Raw genomic sequence first — 15826 nt, 5'->3', positions numbered from 1 at the left:
AAAGATGAGAATTTCAATTGATCGTAAAGCTCTGCAATGGTTCCAGGAAGAATTACGTATAAAGCACGGTGAATCTGTACGTTTTACTGTAAGGTACGGAGGGGATAGTTCAATTCAGCCCGGATATTCTTTAGGGGTTGTTGCTGAGAAACCCGATGGCGAAATAGTGTCAGTTGAGAAGGAAGGTATTATATTTTTTGTAGATTCTGATGATCTTTGGTATTTTCAAAACTATGATTTATTTGTAAGTTATCATGAGGAAATGGAAGAAATTCAATTTAATTATGTAAAATAATAACTTTATTAAAAATGAATAAGTTTTATATAAAAATTATATTTAAGAGATAGTGAAATAAATATCATATAGTAACGAGCTGTATTTATGTACAGCTCGTTTTTTCTATTTCTCAAATAAAATTAGAATAATTGTATATTTGGCGGTGTTATATGAAAAATCTTTATATCTTGTTTTTGAAAATACGCAAAGAAGTCTATCCTTTCTTTATAAAATATAAGAATTATTTTCAAAAAATTGTATTGTTACAGTAAGAAAAGTGTAGGAAACTTATCATTATAAAATAAATTGAAATCTTCTAAAAACTCTGATACATTGAAATAGAAATGTAGTTTCACAATATTGTAAAGGCTTACAGTTATGTGCACGAAGATCTATTAGGATTGGAGGAAATAATGATGAAAGCTGAAGAGAAATTTTCCCCGGGATTAGATGGTATAGTAGCAGCGGAGACGAAAATCTCGTTTCTTGACACAGTAAAAGGTGAAATTGTAATTCAAGGGTATGACTTAATCGAACTCTCAAAAACAAAAGAGTATTTAGACATTGTGCACCTTTTATTGGAGGAACACCTACCGAATGAAGATGAAAAAGTAACACTTGAAAAGAAATTAAAAGAAGAATATGCAGTACCAGAAGGTGTATTCAACGTACTAAAGGCATTGCCTAAAGAGACGCATCCCATGGATGGATTACGTACAGGTGTGTCAGCGTTAGCTGGTTACGATAATGATATCGAAAACCGCTCGTTAGAAGTGAATAAAAGCCGAGGGTACAAGGTGTTAAGTAAAGTGCCAAACATTGTAGCGAATAGCTATCATATTTTAAATAATGAGGAGCCAATTGAACCTCTTAAAGAATTATCTTATAGTGCGAATTTCTTCTATATGTTAACTGGTAAAAAACCAACTGAACTTGAGGAAAAGATCTTTGATCGTTCCCTTGTTTTATATAGTGAGCATGAAATGCCAAACTCTACATTTACAGCTCGCGTTATTGCATCAACACAATCAGATTTATACGGTGCTTTAACAGGTGCAGTTGCATCTTTAAAAGGAAGTTTACATGGCGGTGCAAATGAAGCGGTTATGTACATGCTTTTAGAAGCTGGTAATGTTGAGAAATTTGAAGAGTTATTACAGAAGAAACTATATAACAAAGAAAAAATTATGGGCTTTGGACACCGTGTTTATATGAAGAAGATGGATCCAAGAGCACTTATGATGAAGGAAGCTTTAAAACAGTTATGTGATGTAAAAGGTGATTATACACTATATGAAATGTGTGAAGCTGGAGAAAAGATTATGGAAAAAGAAAAAGGAATTTATCCAAATCTTGATTATTATGCAGCTCCAGTATATTGGATGCTAGGTATTCCAATTCAACTTTACACACCAATCTTCTTTAGCTCTAGAACAGTGGGGTTATGTGCGCACGTTATTGAGCAACATGCAAATAATCGTTTGTTCCGTCCTCGTGTAAATTATATTGGCGAGCGACATGTACTTAGTAAATAAGAACAACTGGGGAGTTGTTAGCGCCGCCCGCCAGATGGGTGTTTGACCGACACCCATCATTAATAATAACGAATTTTCGACAGAAAGGGAAGAATAGCATGATTAAAACAAATGAAATTAAGCAAAAAGATGCATTATTAGAAGAGATTACCGATTATGTATTAAATAAAGAGGTTACTAGTGCAGAAGCATTCAGTACAGCTCGTTACGTATTACTTGATACACTTGGATGTGGAATTTTAGCACTGCAATATCCAGAATGTACGAAATTACTAGGACCAGTTGTGCCAGGAACAATCGTGCCAAATGGTACACGTGTACCAGGTACGTCTTATGTACTAGATCCAGTAAAAGGTGCATTTAATATCGGATGTATGATCCGTTGGTTAGACTATAACGATACTTGGCTTGCAGCAGAGTGGGGACATCCATCTGATAACCTAGGTGGAATTTTAGCAGTTGCAGATTATATTAGCCGTGTTCGTATTTCAGAAGGAAAAGAAGCTTTAAAAGTACGTGAAGTATTAGAAATGATGATTAAAGCACATGAAATTCAAGGCGTGCTTGCTTTAGAAAACAGCTTAAACAGAGTTGGTCTTGACCATGTATTATATGTAAAAGTAGCAACAACTGCAGTAGTTGCGAAAATGCTTGGCGGAACACGTGAAGAAATCTTTAATGCATTATCACATGCGTGGATTGATAATTCTAGTCTTCGTACATATCGTCATGCTCCAAATACGGGCTCACGTAAATCATGGGCTGCAGGTGACGCAACGAGCCGCGGTGTTCATCTTGCAATGACTGCTCTAAAAGGTGAAATGGGTTATCCAACAGCATTATCTGCGCCAGGATGGGGATTCCAAGATGTATTATTCAATAAACAAGAATTAAAATTAGCAAGACCACTAGAGTCATATGTAATGGAAAATGTATTATTTAAAGTGTCATATCCAGCAGAATTCCATGCACAAACGGCTGCAGAATGTGCTGTGAAGTTGCATCCGGAAATTAAAGAGAGATTAGATGAAATTGACCGTATTACAATTACAACTCATGAATCAGCAATTCGTATTATTGATAAAGAAGGTCCATTAAATAACCCAGCTGATCGTGATCATTGCTTACAATACATTACGGCAATTGGTTTATTAAAAGGAGATATCGTTGCAGACGATTATGAAGATGCAGTAGCAAACGATCCACGTGTAGATGAATTACGTAATAAGATGGTTGTTGTTGAAAACAAACAGTACAGTTTAGATTACCTTGACCCGAACAAGCGCTCAATCGCCAACGCTGTTCAAGTTCACTTTAAAGATGGCACAGTAACAGAAAATGTGGAATGTGAATATCCGCTTGGTCACCGCTTCCGTAGAGACGAAGCAATTCCAAAAGTTGTTCAAAAATTCACTGCAAATATGGCAGGTCATTATTCTAGTAAGCAACAAGAACAAATTCATGAAGTTTGTTTAAATGAAGAAAAACTAGAAAATATGAATGTAAACGAATTTGTAGATCTATTCTTAATTTAATAATAGGGGGGAATTTAGAATGGCTTGGGTTGTGAAAAAGCAGTCAACACAAGAGGAGCTTGCGAATCGATTCCGAGCTTTAGTAGAAGCAAATGAAATTTTGCAAATTCCAGGTGCTCATGATGCAATGGCAGCTCTTGTTGCGAAAAATACAGGTTTTTCAGCTCTTTATTTATCAGGAGCTGCTTATACTGCAAGTAAAGGTTTACCAGATTTAGGTATCGTGACGTCTACTGAAGTGGCTGAGAGAGCAAGAGATTTAGTAAGAGCTACAGACTTACCTGTTCTTGTTGACATTGATACAGGATTTGGTGGTGTACTAAATGTGGCGAGAACAGCTGTAGAAATGGTGGAAGCGAAAGTAGCAGCTGTCCAAATTGAAGATCAGCAATTACCAAAAAAATGTGGACATTTAAATGGTAAGAAACTTGTTACTACAGAAGAATTGGTTCAAAAAATTAAAGCGATTAAAGAAGTTGCACCGAGCTTATACATTGTAGCACGTACTGATGCTCGTGGCGTTGAAGGATTAGATGAAGCAATTGAAAGAGCAAATGCATATGTAAAAGCAGGTGCAGACGCAATTTTCCCTGAAGCGCTTCAATCAGAGGAAGAATTCCGTCTATTTAATAGTAAGGTAAATGCACCTTTGCTTGCGAATATGACTGAATTCGGAAAAACTCCATATTATAGTGCAGAGGAATTTGCGAATATGGGTTTCCAAATGGTTATTTATCCTGTAACTTCACTTCGCGTTGCAGCGAAAGCGTATGAAAATGTGTTTGCTTTAATTAAAGAAACAGGTTCTCAAAAAGATGCACTTTCTAATATGCAAACGAGAAGTGAATTATACGAAACAATTTCATATCATGACTTTGAAGAGTTAGATACTGGTATTGCAAAAACAGTATTATCAGAAGATCAATAGATAAAGCAGCGAAGGCGATGAAAATACATCTTTGGCAAAATAAAATGCTTGATGTGAAAAATCATCGCCTTCTATTTTCAAAAAAGATATTCCACTCATCGTAGACGAGCATAAGCAAAAAGCTATGAAAGCCGAATGATAGGGGGATACATATGGAGAAAACGAAGTTACCATGGGATGAATTTTTTTCACTTAATAAAGATATAAATCATACTTACTTTACACCAGAAGATTTTTCAGGTGATGAAGATTTAATCGCAAAAACGACAGAACAATTCGTTAAACAAGAAATTGTTCCACAAATGGAGAATATTGAACAACATAACTATAAAGTTTCTCGTCAATTATTTGAGAAAGCTGGAGAACTTGGATTATTAGGCATTGAGGTACCAGAAGATTATGGCGGGTTCGAGTTAGGAAAGGCTGTCTCAGGTCTTGTAGCAGAGAAAATGGGTTACGCTGGTGCGTTTAGCGTTTCTTTTAATATACACGCTGGTGTTGGTACATTGCCTTACATATATTATGGAACGAAAGAGCAAAAAGAAAAATATTTACCGAAAATCGCATCGGGAGAATGGATTGGGGCTTATGCTTTAACAGAGCCAAATGCTGGTTCGGATGCATTAAGTGCAAAAACAAGCGCCGTATTGAATGAAGAGGGAACAGCTTGGAAGTTAAATGGTGAGAAGCAATGGATTACAAATGCTCATATGGCAGATGTATACGTTGTTTTTGCGAAGACAAATAAAGGAATGACAGCGTTTATTGTCGAAAGAACATGTGAAGGTGTATCTATTGGATTAGAAGAAAAGAAAATGGGGATTAAAGGTTCTTCAACAGCGACTCTTATTTTAGAAGATGTTGTCATCCCTGCTGAAAATGTTTTAGGGGAAGTTGGGAAAGGGCATCACGTAGCCCTTAATATTCTTAACTTTGCTAGACTTAAACTTGCTTTTGGAAATATTGGAACAGCAAAACAAGCAATTGGTTTGTCGGTTCAATATGGAAAAGAGCGAAAACAGTTCCAAACGGAATTAGTAGACTTTACGATGATTCAAGAGAAAATTGCAAATATGATCATTGCTACATATGGAGCCGAAAGTGCAGCTTATCGTACGGCAGGTGTAATCGATGAAGCAATTCATGAGAGCGATGAAGATCTTATGAAGAAAATGTCCCAATTTGCAATTGAATGTGCACTGAATAAAGTAAATGCTTCTGAAACACTTGCTTATATCGTAGATGAAGCTGTACAAATTCATGGTGGTTACGGTTATATGCAAGAGTATGAGGTAGAACGATTATATCGTGATGCTAGAATTAGTCGTATTTTTGAAGGAACGAACGAAATTAATAGATTAACAGTTGCCAAAATGTTAATGAAGCAAATCGAACAATTAGAAGATACTGAAGTAGAAAGTGATGTAGCAAATGTAGAAAGAAACCATCGTTACATTTTATTAGCGAAAAAATTGTTGAAACAATCTTTGAAAACGCTCTCTAAAACTCCAGGCCTAAAAATTGACCAAGAACAAGAATATTCACGTGTAATTTCAAATATGTTGACGGACGTGTACGTCATGGAATCAGCGTTTTTACGTACGAGAAAAGCGGTAAGTAAAAATGGTGAGGAAAAAGAATGTACGAAGCAATTAATAACGGATGTTATTTGTGAAGAAGGATACCGTAAAGTAGAAGAAGCGGCGATTTCTGTACTTTCAGCGGCTGTCACAGAAGAACAAGATAGACATGTGATTTTAGCTGAAATCCGTCAATTATTAGTGCCTTTATACACGAACGTATTTACGAAGAAGAGAGAAATTGCGAAAGCTATTATAAATCGCGGGAAATATATTGTGTAAATAGGAGGAAAGCGATATGAAAAAGATTGGTTTTATCGGTTTAGGTAACATGGGCCTTCCAATGTCAAAAAATCTAGTTAAATCAGGTTACACAGTATATGGCGTGGACTTAAATAAAGAGGCGGAAGCGTCCTTTGAAAAAGAAGGCGGAATTATCGGTCTATCAATCTCAAAACTAGCAGAAACATGTGATGTAGTTTTTACAAGTTTACCTTCACCTCGCGCTGTTGAAGCGGTATATTTTGGAGCAGAAGGATTATTTGAAAATGGTCACTCGAATGTAGTTTTCATTGATACAAGTACGGTATCGCCGCAGTTAAACAAACAGTTAGAGGAAGCTGCAAAGGAAAAGAAAGTAGACTTTTTAGCAGCACCTGTGAGCGGTGGTGTAATAGGAGCCGAAAACCGTACATTAACGTTTATGGTTGGTGGATCAAAAGACGTATATGAGAAAACGGAATCTATCATGGGCGTACTAGGCGCGAACATTTTCCACGTTAGTGAGCAGATTGATAGTGGTACAACTGTTAAGTTAATTAATAACTTATTAATTGGTTTTTATACAGCTGGTGTGAGTGAAGCTTTAACATTAGCGAAAAAGAATAATATGGATTTAGATAAAATGTTTGATATTTTAAATGTAAGTTACGGTCAAAGTAGAATTTATGAACGTAATTATAAAAGTTTTATAGCACCTGAAAACTACGAGCCAGGATTTACTGTGAACTTATTGAAGAAAGATTTAGGATTTGCAGTTGACTTAGCTAAGGAAAGCGAACTCCATTTACCGGTAAGCGAAATGTTATTAAACGTATATGACGAAGCGAGTCAAGCTGGATATGGTGAAAACGATATGGCTGCTTTATATAAGAAAGTTAGCGAGCAATTAATTTCTAATCAAAAATAAATTATACAAAGGAGAGAATACAATGATTACAACTGAAATTAAACGAGTAAAAAATCACATTAACGGTGAGTGGGTTGAATCGACAGGTACGGAAGTAGAAGCAGTTCCAAATCCAGCGACTGGAAAAATTATCGCTTACGTTCCACTATCTCCAAAAGAAGATGTTGAAAAAGCTGTTGAAGCGGCAAAAGCAGCATTCGAAACATGGTCTAAAGTACCAGTTCCAAATCGTTCAAGAAATTTATATAAATATTTACAGCTATTACAAGAAAACAAAGATGAGCTTGCAAAAATCATTACGCTAGAAAATGGTAAGACGCTAACGGATGCAACAGGTGAAGTACAGCGTGGTATTGAAGCGGTAGAACTTGCAACATCTACGCCAAATTTAATGATGGGTCAAGCACTTCCGAATATCGCTAGCGGAATTGATGGATCGATTTGGCGCTACCCAATCGGAGTTGTTGCTGGTATTACACCGTTTAACTTCCCGATGATGATTCCGTTATGGATGTTCCCACTTGCAATTGCTTGCGGTAATACATTCGTATTAAAAACATCTGAAAGAACGCCACTTTTAGCGGAGCGACTTGTAGAATTATTCTATGAAGCAGGTTTCCCAAAAGGCGTATTAAATTTAGTGCAAGGCGGAAAAGATGTTGTAAATAGCATTTTAGAAAATAAAGATATTCAGGCTGTTTCGTTCGTTGGCTCTGAGCCGGTAGCTCGTTACGTATATGAAACAGGTACGAAACACGGAAAACGTGTACAAGCATTAGCAGGTGCGAAAAACCATGCGATTGTAATGCCAGATTGCAATCTTGAGAAAACAGTACAAGGTGTAATTGGATCTGCATTTGCAAGTAGTGGAGAGCGCTGCATGGCATGCTCAGTAGTAGCAGTAGTGGATGAAATTGCTGATGAATTTATTGATGTATTAGTAGCAGAAACGAAAAAATTAAAAGTAGGCGATGGCTTTAACGAAGATAACTATGTTGGACCATTAATCCGTGAATCTCATAAAGAGCGCGTTTTAGGCTATATTAATAGCGGTGTAGCAGATGGGGCAACTTTATTAGTAGATGGCCGTAAAATTAATGAAGAAGTTGGAGAAGGTTACTTTGTAGGTGCGACAATCTTTGATGGCGTGAATCAAGAAATGAAAATTTGGCAAGATGAAATTTTTGCTCCAGTATTAAGTATTGTACGTGTTAAAGATTTAGAAGAAGGTATTAAACTAACAAATCAATCTAAATTTGCAAATGGTGCGGTTATTTATACGTCAAATGGTAAACATGCACAAACATTCCGTGATAATATCGATGCTGGTATGATTGGTGTAAACGTAAACGTTCCAGCACCAATGGCATTCTTCGCATTTGCAGGAAATAAAGCTTCATTCTTTGGTGATTTAGGTACAAATGGTACAGATGGCGTTCAATTCTATACACGTAAAAAAGTTGTAACTGAGCGCTGGTTTTAATATAGAGTAAACAACCAAATCAGTTATTAGATGAAAACCACCACTATTAATAGTGGTGGTTTTCGTCTTGTTAATTATTTTTTTCAAAAGCTAGTTTAATACCAAATCCAATTAGGACGACTCCTGTTAGCCCTTGAATATAACGTTGCGTCTTCGGTTTTTTCATAAAAGCACTAATTTTATCAATTAAAAATATATAAAATGCAAACCAAATGACTGTTAAAACGAGGTAAGTAAGGCCCATTACAAGAAGTTGAATAAATGTATTATGATTTGGATTTAAAAATTGTGGTAAAAAAGTTAAAAAGAAGACTGCTACTTTAGGATTTAATAAATTTGTAAGAAATCCTTGGCGAAAGCAAGAAGTATGTTCGTTTTCATTATTCAAAGATAGATCATTTGTATCTAAGTTTTCTTTGTTTCTTACTGCTAAAAGGGCTTTAATACCGATATATATTAAATAGAGAGCCCCAACGTACTTGAAAATAGAAAATAAAAGAGCTGACTTTACAATAAGTGCAGAAAGACCAATTACAGCAGCTAAAGTATGAATTAATAGTGCAATACATGTACCAAACACTGTTTTCACTCCACCGACTTTACCAGCAACCAATGTATTTTTCGTAGCCATTGCTGTATCTGGACCAGGTAAAATGATGAGGCAAATAGACATAATGATGAAAAGAAGATAATTTTCTATCATAGCCGTCCCTCCTTTTTATTTTTAGAATATTTGATTAAAATCAGTGTAGCACAAAAATGGATTTAATAAAATTAAATTTTATTAAAAATAATTAAATGAAAAAGACTATATAGTAGCTGTAATTACACTACTATATAGCCTCGATTTTATACCGCTATTTGCGGGTAGTAAGATTTTCATCGCACAAGATTTAGCTGAAGAAAAGAAGTTAGGTGGGGGATGAACAAAACCTCCCCTCATGACAATTTCATTTTATGCATTAAGTAAGTTAAAGAAACGATTCACATCTTCTTCTGAAACGTCACTTAACTGTTTATATTTATAATTCGGATTTTGATCTTTATCAACGACAACGGAGCGTACTCCCTCGAAGAAATCTTCATGTCTCATGAAATTTTTAGCAAGTATAAGGTCCGTAGCGAAACATTCTTCAACGGATTTATCTTTTCCATCAATAAACTGTTTTAATGTTACTTTTAGTGAAATAGGGGATTTTGATAACAGTGTTTCTTTCGTTTTTAGAGCAAAGGAACTTTCATCTTTCTCCAATGAATGGATGATTTCTTCAATTGTATCGAAAGCAAAATGTGAATTGATTACTTCTAATGAAGGAGCAAGCTCGCTTTCTAAGTTTGGAGCAGTTGCAAATGTACGAATAACTTCTTTTAAATTAGTATGTACATCATCTTCTTTATGCCAATTTACACTTTCAAGTTCAGTAAGAAACTCTGGTAATGAATCAGATGTCATAAAGTAATCTGCAGCATTAATAAATAATACGTCAGAAGCTTTTAAAATAGATGCTGTTAAAGCAACGAAGCGTCCTGTATATCCAGGTGCTTTATTTAAGAAATATGCAGCTCCGACGTCTGGGAAGAAGCCGATATTCATCTCTGGCATTGCCCATTTCGTACGCTCAGTTACAATGCGATACTTCGCACCATTTGTAAGACCGACACCACCGCCCATTACAATTCCATCTAAACAAGCAATAATCGGTTTTGTATATTGATAAATATATGTATCAATTTCATACTCTTCTTCAAAAAAACGTTCTGCATGTTGCAATGCCACTTCATTGGAACGCGCTTCATAAAGAGTTTTAATGTCGCCACCTGCACAAAAACCTTTTGTGCCAGCTCCTTTTAACACGATAAGTGCAATACGCTCATCGTGTTCCCACTCTTTAAGTTTTTGTCCGATAGGTTGTAACATGTCATAAGATAAAGAATTAAGTGCTTTTGGACGGTTTAAAGTAATTGTTGCAACGCCGTTTTCACTAACAGAAAATAAAACTTGTTCAGTCATAATGCATCCTCCCTTACATATCTTCTTATTCTTAATTCTTGATATGTACTGAAATGTCCTTTATAAATTTTGTCAAAAGTTGACGGTAAATATTAATTTGGTCACTGCATATTTTGACGAGTTATCTTTGCAGGATTTCAGAGACTGAGGGGGAATATTACAACATTACTGTAAGTGTAATTATTTGAAGTTATAATGATAAAAGCGCTATTATATAGGTGTGAAATGTTCATTATCAATTCTAAAAGTGTGTTTGAAGAAAAAATAAATCGTACAATTGTAATAAAAAATTTTACACTGAATTAGAAATAGAGAAAGGAGAAATCGGAATGCCAGGACCTTTACTATTGTCGGTTATTATTTTGTCTTTTTTAATGATAGGAATAACGCAGTATTTTCATCATACAGATACGACAGAAGAAGTGAAGGATAAAGTACGTCTCGTATTTCCGATTTTTATAATATCTATTTCATTCTGTATTTTATTAAATAAAGATGGCTACATTGTCGCAGTGTTCTCATTTTTCGTCGCAATCGTCTTAATTACTGTTTTATATTATGTAATGAAAGACTTTATACAAAAATAAAGATGTCACAATAGGCATTTTTATTTTGGGAGAAATGTAAAATTTCACATACCGTATTTTATATAAAATACATAAAGCATATAACAATAGAAAAGTGTGTACTTTGCTGTGTATGTACTTGTCAATCTTGCATAGCCACTATACTATTAAAATGTAGAGATTATAAAAAGGGGTTGTATCTATCATGAAATTTGAGATGCACACAAAAATTATTTCAAATGAAAAAGAAGTAAGATTACATATTGAAGAAAATATATTTCAATTAATATTGGATGGTTACCACTTATTTACAATTCAAGAAATATTGCCTTTATATAAATCAAATGAAGAAAGAATTGGAAGTGCAACGATATTGAAACTAGAGTGGGAGAACGGAAAAACTACAATAAACTATCAACTTGTTTCACTAAAATCAGTAAATTAAAAGGAGTAGAAAAATATGAAGTTATTTCATACAGCGGATTGGCATTTAGGAAAGCTTGTTCATGGCGTGTATATGACTGAAGACCAAAAGATTGTATTAGATCAGTTTGTACAGGCTGTTGAAGAAGAAAAACCAGATGCTGTAATTATTGCAGGGGATTTATATGACCGAGCAATTCCACCTACAGAAGCAGTAGACTTATTAAATGATGTGCTGCAAAAAATAGTTATTGATTTACAAACACCAGTTATTGCAGTAGCTGGTAATCATGATAGTCCGGATCGTATCCATTTTGGAAGTAGTTTAATGAAAAAACAAGGATTACATATTGCAGGTCAATTTCAATTCCCGTACGAACCTGTTGTACTAAATGATGAATATGGAGAGGTTCACTTCCATCTAATACCGTATGCAGACCCAAGCATAGTGAGGCACGTGTTGAAAAATGAAGACGTACGTTCTCATGATGATGCGATGCGCATTTTTATGAATGAGCTCTCTGAAACGATGGATAAAGAAGCTAGACATGTATTTGTTGGACATGCATTTGTAACTTCTTCAGGAGAAGCGGAGGAGAATACAAGTGATGCAGAACGACCACTTTCAATTGGTGGTGCTGAATATGTAAATAGTCATTATTTTGATAAGTTTCATTACACAGCGCTTGGACATTTACATCAAGCGCATTTCGTACGTAATGAGACCATTAGATATTCAGGTTCACCACTTGCCTATTCAATTTCTGAAGAGAAACATAAAAAAGGTTATTACATTGTAGAACTGAATGAAACTGGTGAAGTAGCAATTGAAAAAAGGTTACTTTCACCACGTCGTAAAATGCGAACAGTAGAAGCGAAAATAGATGAATTATTACAGCACCCAGTAAGTGAAGATTACGTATTTGTAAAATTATTAGACGAAAACCCTGTCTTACAGCCAATGGAGAAAATACGATCTGTATATCCAAATGCAATGCACGTTGAAAGAGCGATGCAAAGGCGAGAACTCACAGATACAAATGAAGTAACGGTTTCAAGACATAAAACGGATGATTTATCTCTTTTAAAGGCTTTCTATAAAGAAATGAAAGGGTTAGATTTATCAGAAGAGAAAGAACGCCTATTTATAGATGTATTACAAACAGTGCAAGAACGGGAAGGTGAACGAGGATGAGACCGATTCAGCTTATTATGACAGCATTCGGGCCATATAAACAGAAAGAAGTAATCGATTTTGAAGATCTTGGAGAACATCGTATTTTCGCTATTTCTGGGAATACGGGAGCTGGAAAAACAACGATTTTTGATGCGATTTGTTATGTGTTATATGGTGAGGCTAGTGGAGAAGAACGTAGTGATACGAGCATGCTTCGAAGTCAATTTGCTGATGATAATGTTTATACAAGTGTTGAATTAACCTTTCAGTTAAAAGGGAAACGCTATGAAATAAAACGACAACTTGGACATAAAAAACAAGGGAATAAGACCATTACAGGACATGCAGTAGAATTATATGAAGTTATTGATGGAGAAAACGTTCCAGCCGTCGATCGTTTTCATGTAACAGACGTAAACAAAAAAGTGGAAGATTTAATTGGGTTAAGTAAACATCAATTTAGCCAAATTGTTATGTTACCCCAAGGGGAATTCCGAAAACTATTAACATCTGAGACTGAAAACAAAGAAGAGATTTTACGTCGTATTTTTAAAACGGATCGTTATAAATTAATGCGTGAGTTACTTGATCAAAAGAGAAAACAATGGAAAGATGTCTTGCAAGAAAAACAAAAAGAGAGAGAGCTCTATTTCCGTAATGTTTTTAAATTACCAATCCGTGATGGAGCATTATTAGAGACATTAGTGGCACAAGAACATGTAAATACGCATCAAGTAGTAGAAGCGTTAGAACAAGAAACAACCGTGTATAAGATAGAGGTTGAGCAATTACAAGTAGAACAAGATGTTCAAACGAAGCAATTAAAGGATGCAGAAACACGTTTTCATGCAGCAAAATCTGTAAATGAGAAATTTATAGATTTACAACAAAAGAATGAGAAATATAACACTTTACAAGAGAACCGTGCAGCAATTGAAAGGAAAGAAAAATCCTTTAAACGTGCGGAACAAGCAAAGCGCTTATTACCATTTGAACAATGGTATGAAGAAGCGATGGAAAATGAGCAGAAAGCTGAAAGTTTGTTAAAACAGATAAGCGTCAAACAAGAACAGATAATGAATAGCTTTGAACTTGCTAAGGAGAAGTATGAAGTAGTAAAGAATAAAGAAGCTGAACGAGAAGAGGCTAAAAAACTTGTTCAAAGATTAGAAGAGTTACAAGCGATTATTGAATCATTAGCTGAGAGAAAGCTGAATTTACAAAATGCCGAAATTCAAATAGGGAAATTAAAAGAAAGTATGCAAAAGTTAGATCAACAACTAGAAGAGCATACAAACAAAAAACAGAGAATGTCTGATGAATTGCAGCAATTAGAACAAGCACTTGAGCAATATGTAGCTAAAGTAGAAGAACTAACGAATATGCGAGAAGATGCAAAAGTTTTAAAGCAAGCATATGATGTTTGGCAAGAAAAACAAAAATTCGAGCAAGAAAAAGAAGCGGCAAATAATAAAATGCAAGTGGCAGTTCGTGCATATGAAAACATGGAGCGCCGCTGGTTAAGTGAACAAGCTGGTATATTAGCTCTTCATTTACATGACGGTGAATCTTGTCCGGTATGTGGTAGTACGAATCATCCGCAAAAAGCTACAGAACAAAGTAATGCGATCGATGAAAAAGAGTTAAACGATTTAAGAGATAAGAAGAACATTGCTGAAAAATTACATGTGCAAGTAGAGGAGAAATGGAATTTCTATCGACTACAATATGAACAAGTGATAGAAGAAGTTGTGAAGCGCGGCTACAACTCGGAAAAATTAGCTGAAACATATAGTGCACTTGTTCAAAAAGGAAAACAATTAGCTGCAGACGTTAATACGTTAAAAGCAAGTGAAGAAACACGTAAGCAGATTGCTGCGAACATGAAAAGCGTAGAAGAAAAAATAGAAGAACTTCAGAAACAAAAACGAGAAGTGGAAACAATGCAGCACCGTACAGAAATGGAGTGTATGCAACTTCGTACGTCATATGAACATGATAAACGAAATATTCCAGAAAACTTACAAACAGTACAAGCTTGGAAAGCACAGTTTGACCAAGCTATGCAGGAACTTAGGTTAATGGAGGACGAATGGAAGAAAGTGCAGGAAGCGTATCAGCATTGGCAAAATGAAAATATACGTATTCAAGCAGAACAAAAAGGTGCTTCTAATCAATTTGAAAGTGCAAAATTAAAGAAAGAAGAGACTTTCGCACGCTTTATGAAAGAGCTAGAACAAAGCGGGTTTACAGACGAATTCACGTATAAAAAAGCCAAATTAAGCGATCACGAGATGGAAATGTTACAAAAAGAAATTCAAGGTTATTATTCATCGCTTGAAGTGCTTGCAAAACAAATTGAAGAGTTACAAGCTGAATTAAAAGATAAAGAGTATATGGATATTACAGCGTTAGGTGAACACATAACAGAATTACAAATTAATCTCGATATCATTAAAGAAAAACGTCAACGTGCGCAAAATGCGGTAACATATATTTCTGATTTACATGAAAACATTAGACGTATTGATGAGCAAATTCATGAGGAAGAAAAAGCTTTCCAAGAACTTGTTGACTTATATGAAGTAATGAAAGGTGATAACGAGAGCCGTATATCATTTGAACGTTACATCTTAATTGAGTATTTAGAACAAATTGTTCAAATTGCAAACGAACGATTACGTAAATTATCAAACGGACAATTTTATTTAAAACGAAGTGAACGAGTTGAAAAGAGAAATCGTCAAAGTGGATTAGGCTTAGATGTGTACGATGCATATACTGGCCAAACACGCGATGTAAAAACACTATCCGGCGGAGAGAAATTTAATGCATCACTTTGCCTAGCGCTAGGAATGGCAGATGTCATTCAAGCATATGAAGGTGGTATTTCCATCGAAACGATGTTCATCGATGAAGGGTTCGGTTCATTAGATGAAGAATCATTAACGAAAGCAGTAGACGCCTTAATTGACTTACAAAAATCAGGCCGATTTATCGGTGTCATTTCACACGTACAAGAGCTGAAAAACGCAATGCCAGCTGTATTAGAAGTAACGAAGCAGAAGGATGGATGTAGTCAGACGCGGTTTGTGGTGAAGTAAGCTTAGAGAATGGAGTAG

At 35.2% G+C, this 15826-nt stretch carries 13 protein-coding genes; 11 read left to right on the top strand and 2 right to left on the bottom strand.

Features of this window, described 5'->3' with window-relative positions:
- Positions 1–4: 4 nt before the first annotated feature.
- From ACTFO4_RS18920 to ACTFO4_RS18890, 7 genes are all read left to right on the top strand, one after another.
- Positions 5–295 (top strand): HesB/YadR/YfhF family protein, encoded by a 291-nt coding sequence (locus tag ACTFO4_RS18920; protein WP_001222842.1) that lies wholly within the window; start codon positions 5–7, stop codon positions 293–295.
- Between the two features lie 395 nt (positions 296–690).
- On the top strand, positions 691–1812 hold the full coding sequence (gene mmgD / locus ACTFO4_RS18915; protein WP_440014086.1) for a citrate synthase: 1122 nt from the start codon (positions 691–693) through the stop codon (positions 1810–1812).
- A 98-nt stretch (positions 1813–1910) separates the two neighbouring features.
- Positions 1911–3347, top strand: coding sequence for a 2-methylcitrate dehydratase (gene prpD / locus ACTFO4_RS18910; RefSeq protein ID WP_000598123.1), 1437 nt, complete (start codon positions 1911–1913; stop codon positions 3345–3347).
- A 19-nt stretch (positions 3348–3366) separates the two neighbouring features.
- A complete protein-coding gene (prpB, locus tag ACTFO4_RS18905; RefSeq protein WP_000312639.1) occupies positions 3367–4275 on the top strand; it encodes a methylisocitrate lyase in 909 nt (302 codons plus the stop codon).
- A gap of 152 nt (positions 4276–4427) precedes the next feature.
- A complete protein-coding gene (locus ACTFO4_RS18900) occupies positions 4428–6137 on the top strand; it encodes an acyl-CoA dehydrogenase family protein (protein ID WP_025687878.1) in 1710 nt (569 codons plus the stop codon).
- Between the two features lie 16 nt (positions 6138–6153).
- Positions 6154–7044, top strand: a complete 891-nt coding sequence (locus tag ACTFO4_RS18895) for an NAD(P)-dependent oxidoreductase (protein ID WP_000719409.1) — start codon at positions 6154–6156, stop codon at positions 7042–7044.
- 22 nt (positions 7045–7066) lie between these two features.
- The gene (locus ACTFO4_RS18890) at positions 7067–8527 is read left to right on the top strand and encodes a CoA-acylating methylmalonate-semialdehyde dehydrogenase (RefSeq protein ID WP_000633344.1); all 1461 of its coding nucleotides are present in this window, start codon (positions 7067–7069) and stop codon (positions 8525–8527) included.
- Positions 8528–8597: 70 nt separating this feature from the next.
- Here the strand turns inward: ACTFO4_RS18890 and ACTFO4_RS18885 are convergent, their stop codons facing one another.
- On the bottom strand, positions 8598–9230 hold the full coding sequence (locus ACTFO4_RS18885; protein WP_000572360.1) for a LysE family translocator: 633 nt from the start codon (positions 9228–9230) through the stop codon (positions 8598–8600).
- A gap of 252 nt (positions 9231–9482) precedes the next feature.
- Positions 9483–10538, bottom strand: coding sequence for an enoyl-CoA hydratase/isomerase family protein (locus ACTFO4_RS18880; protein ID WP_000139776.1), 1056 nt, complete (start codon positions 10536–10538; stop codon positions 9483–9485).
- A gap of 329 nt (positions 10539–10867) precedes the next feature.
- On the opposite strand from ACTFO4_RS18880, the gene ACTFO4_RS18875 reads away from it, so the two are divergent.
- From ACTFO4_RS18875 to ACTFO4_RS18860, 4 genes are all read left to right on the top strand, one after another.
- Entirely contained in the window at positions 10868–11125 is a 258-nt protein-coding gene (locus ACTFO4_RS18875) for a hypothetical protein (protein ID WP_001119404.1), read from the top strand.
- A 184-nt stretch (positions 11126–11309) separates the two neighbouring features.
- Complete coding sequence (locus tag ACTFO4_RS18870; RefSeq protein WP_000667344.1) at positions 11310–11549, top strand: DUF2584 family protein; 240 nt, start codon at positions 11310–11312, stop codon at positions 11547–11549.
- A gap of 15 nt (positions 11550–11564) precedes the next feature.
- Positions 11565–12722: an exonuclease SbcCD subunit D gene (locus tag ACTFO4_RS18865; protein WP_000765150.1), complete on the top strand. Its 1158-nt coding sequence runs from the start codon at positions 11565–11567 to the stop codon at positions 12720–12722.
- Positions 12719–15808, top strand: a complete 3090-nt coding sequence (locus ACTFO4_RS18860; protein ID WP_061457159.1) for an AAA family ATPase — start codon at positions 12719–12721, stop codon at positions 15806–15808. Before ACTFO4_RS18865 ends, ACTFO4_RS18860 begins: the two co-directional genes overlap by 4 nt.
- Positions 15809–15826 lie beyond the last annotated feature (18 nt).

Source organism: Bacillus cereus group sp. MYBKT14-1 (assembly GCF_051915185.1).
Classification (GTDB): domain Bacteria; phylum Bacillota; class Bacilli; order Bacillales; family Bacillaceae_G; genus Bacillus_A; species Bacillus_A cereus.
This window is presented reverse-complemented; position numbering and strand designations above follow the sequence as displayed.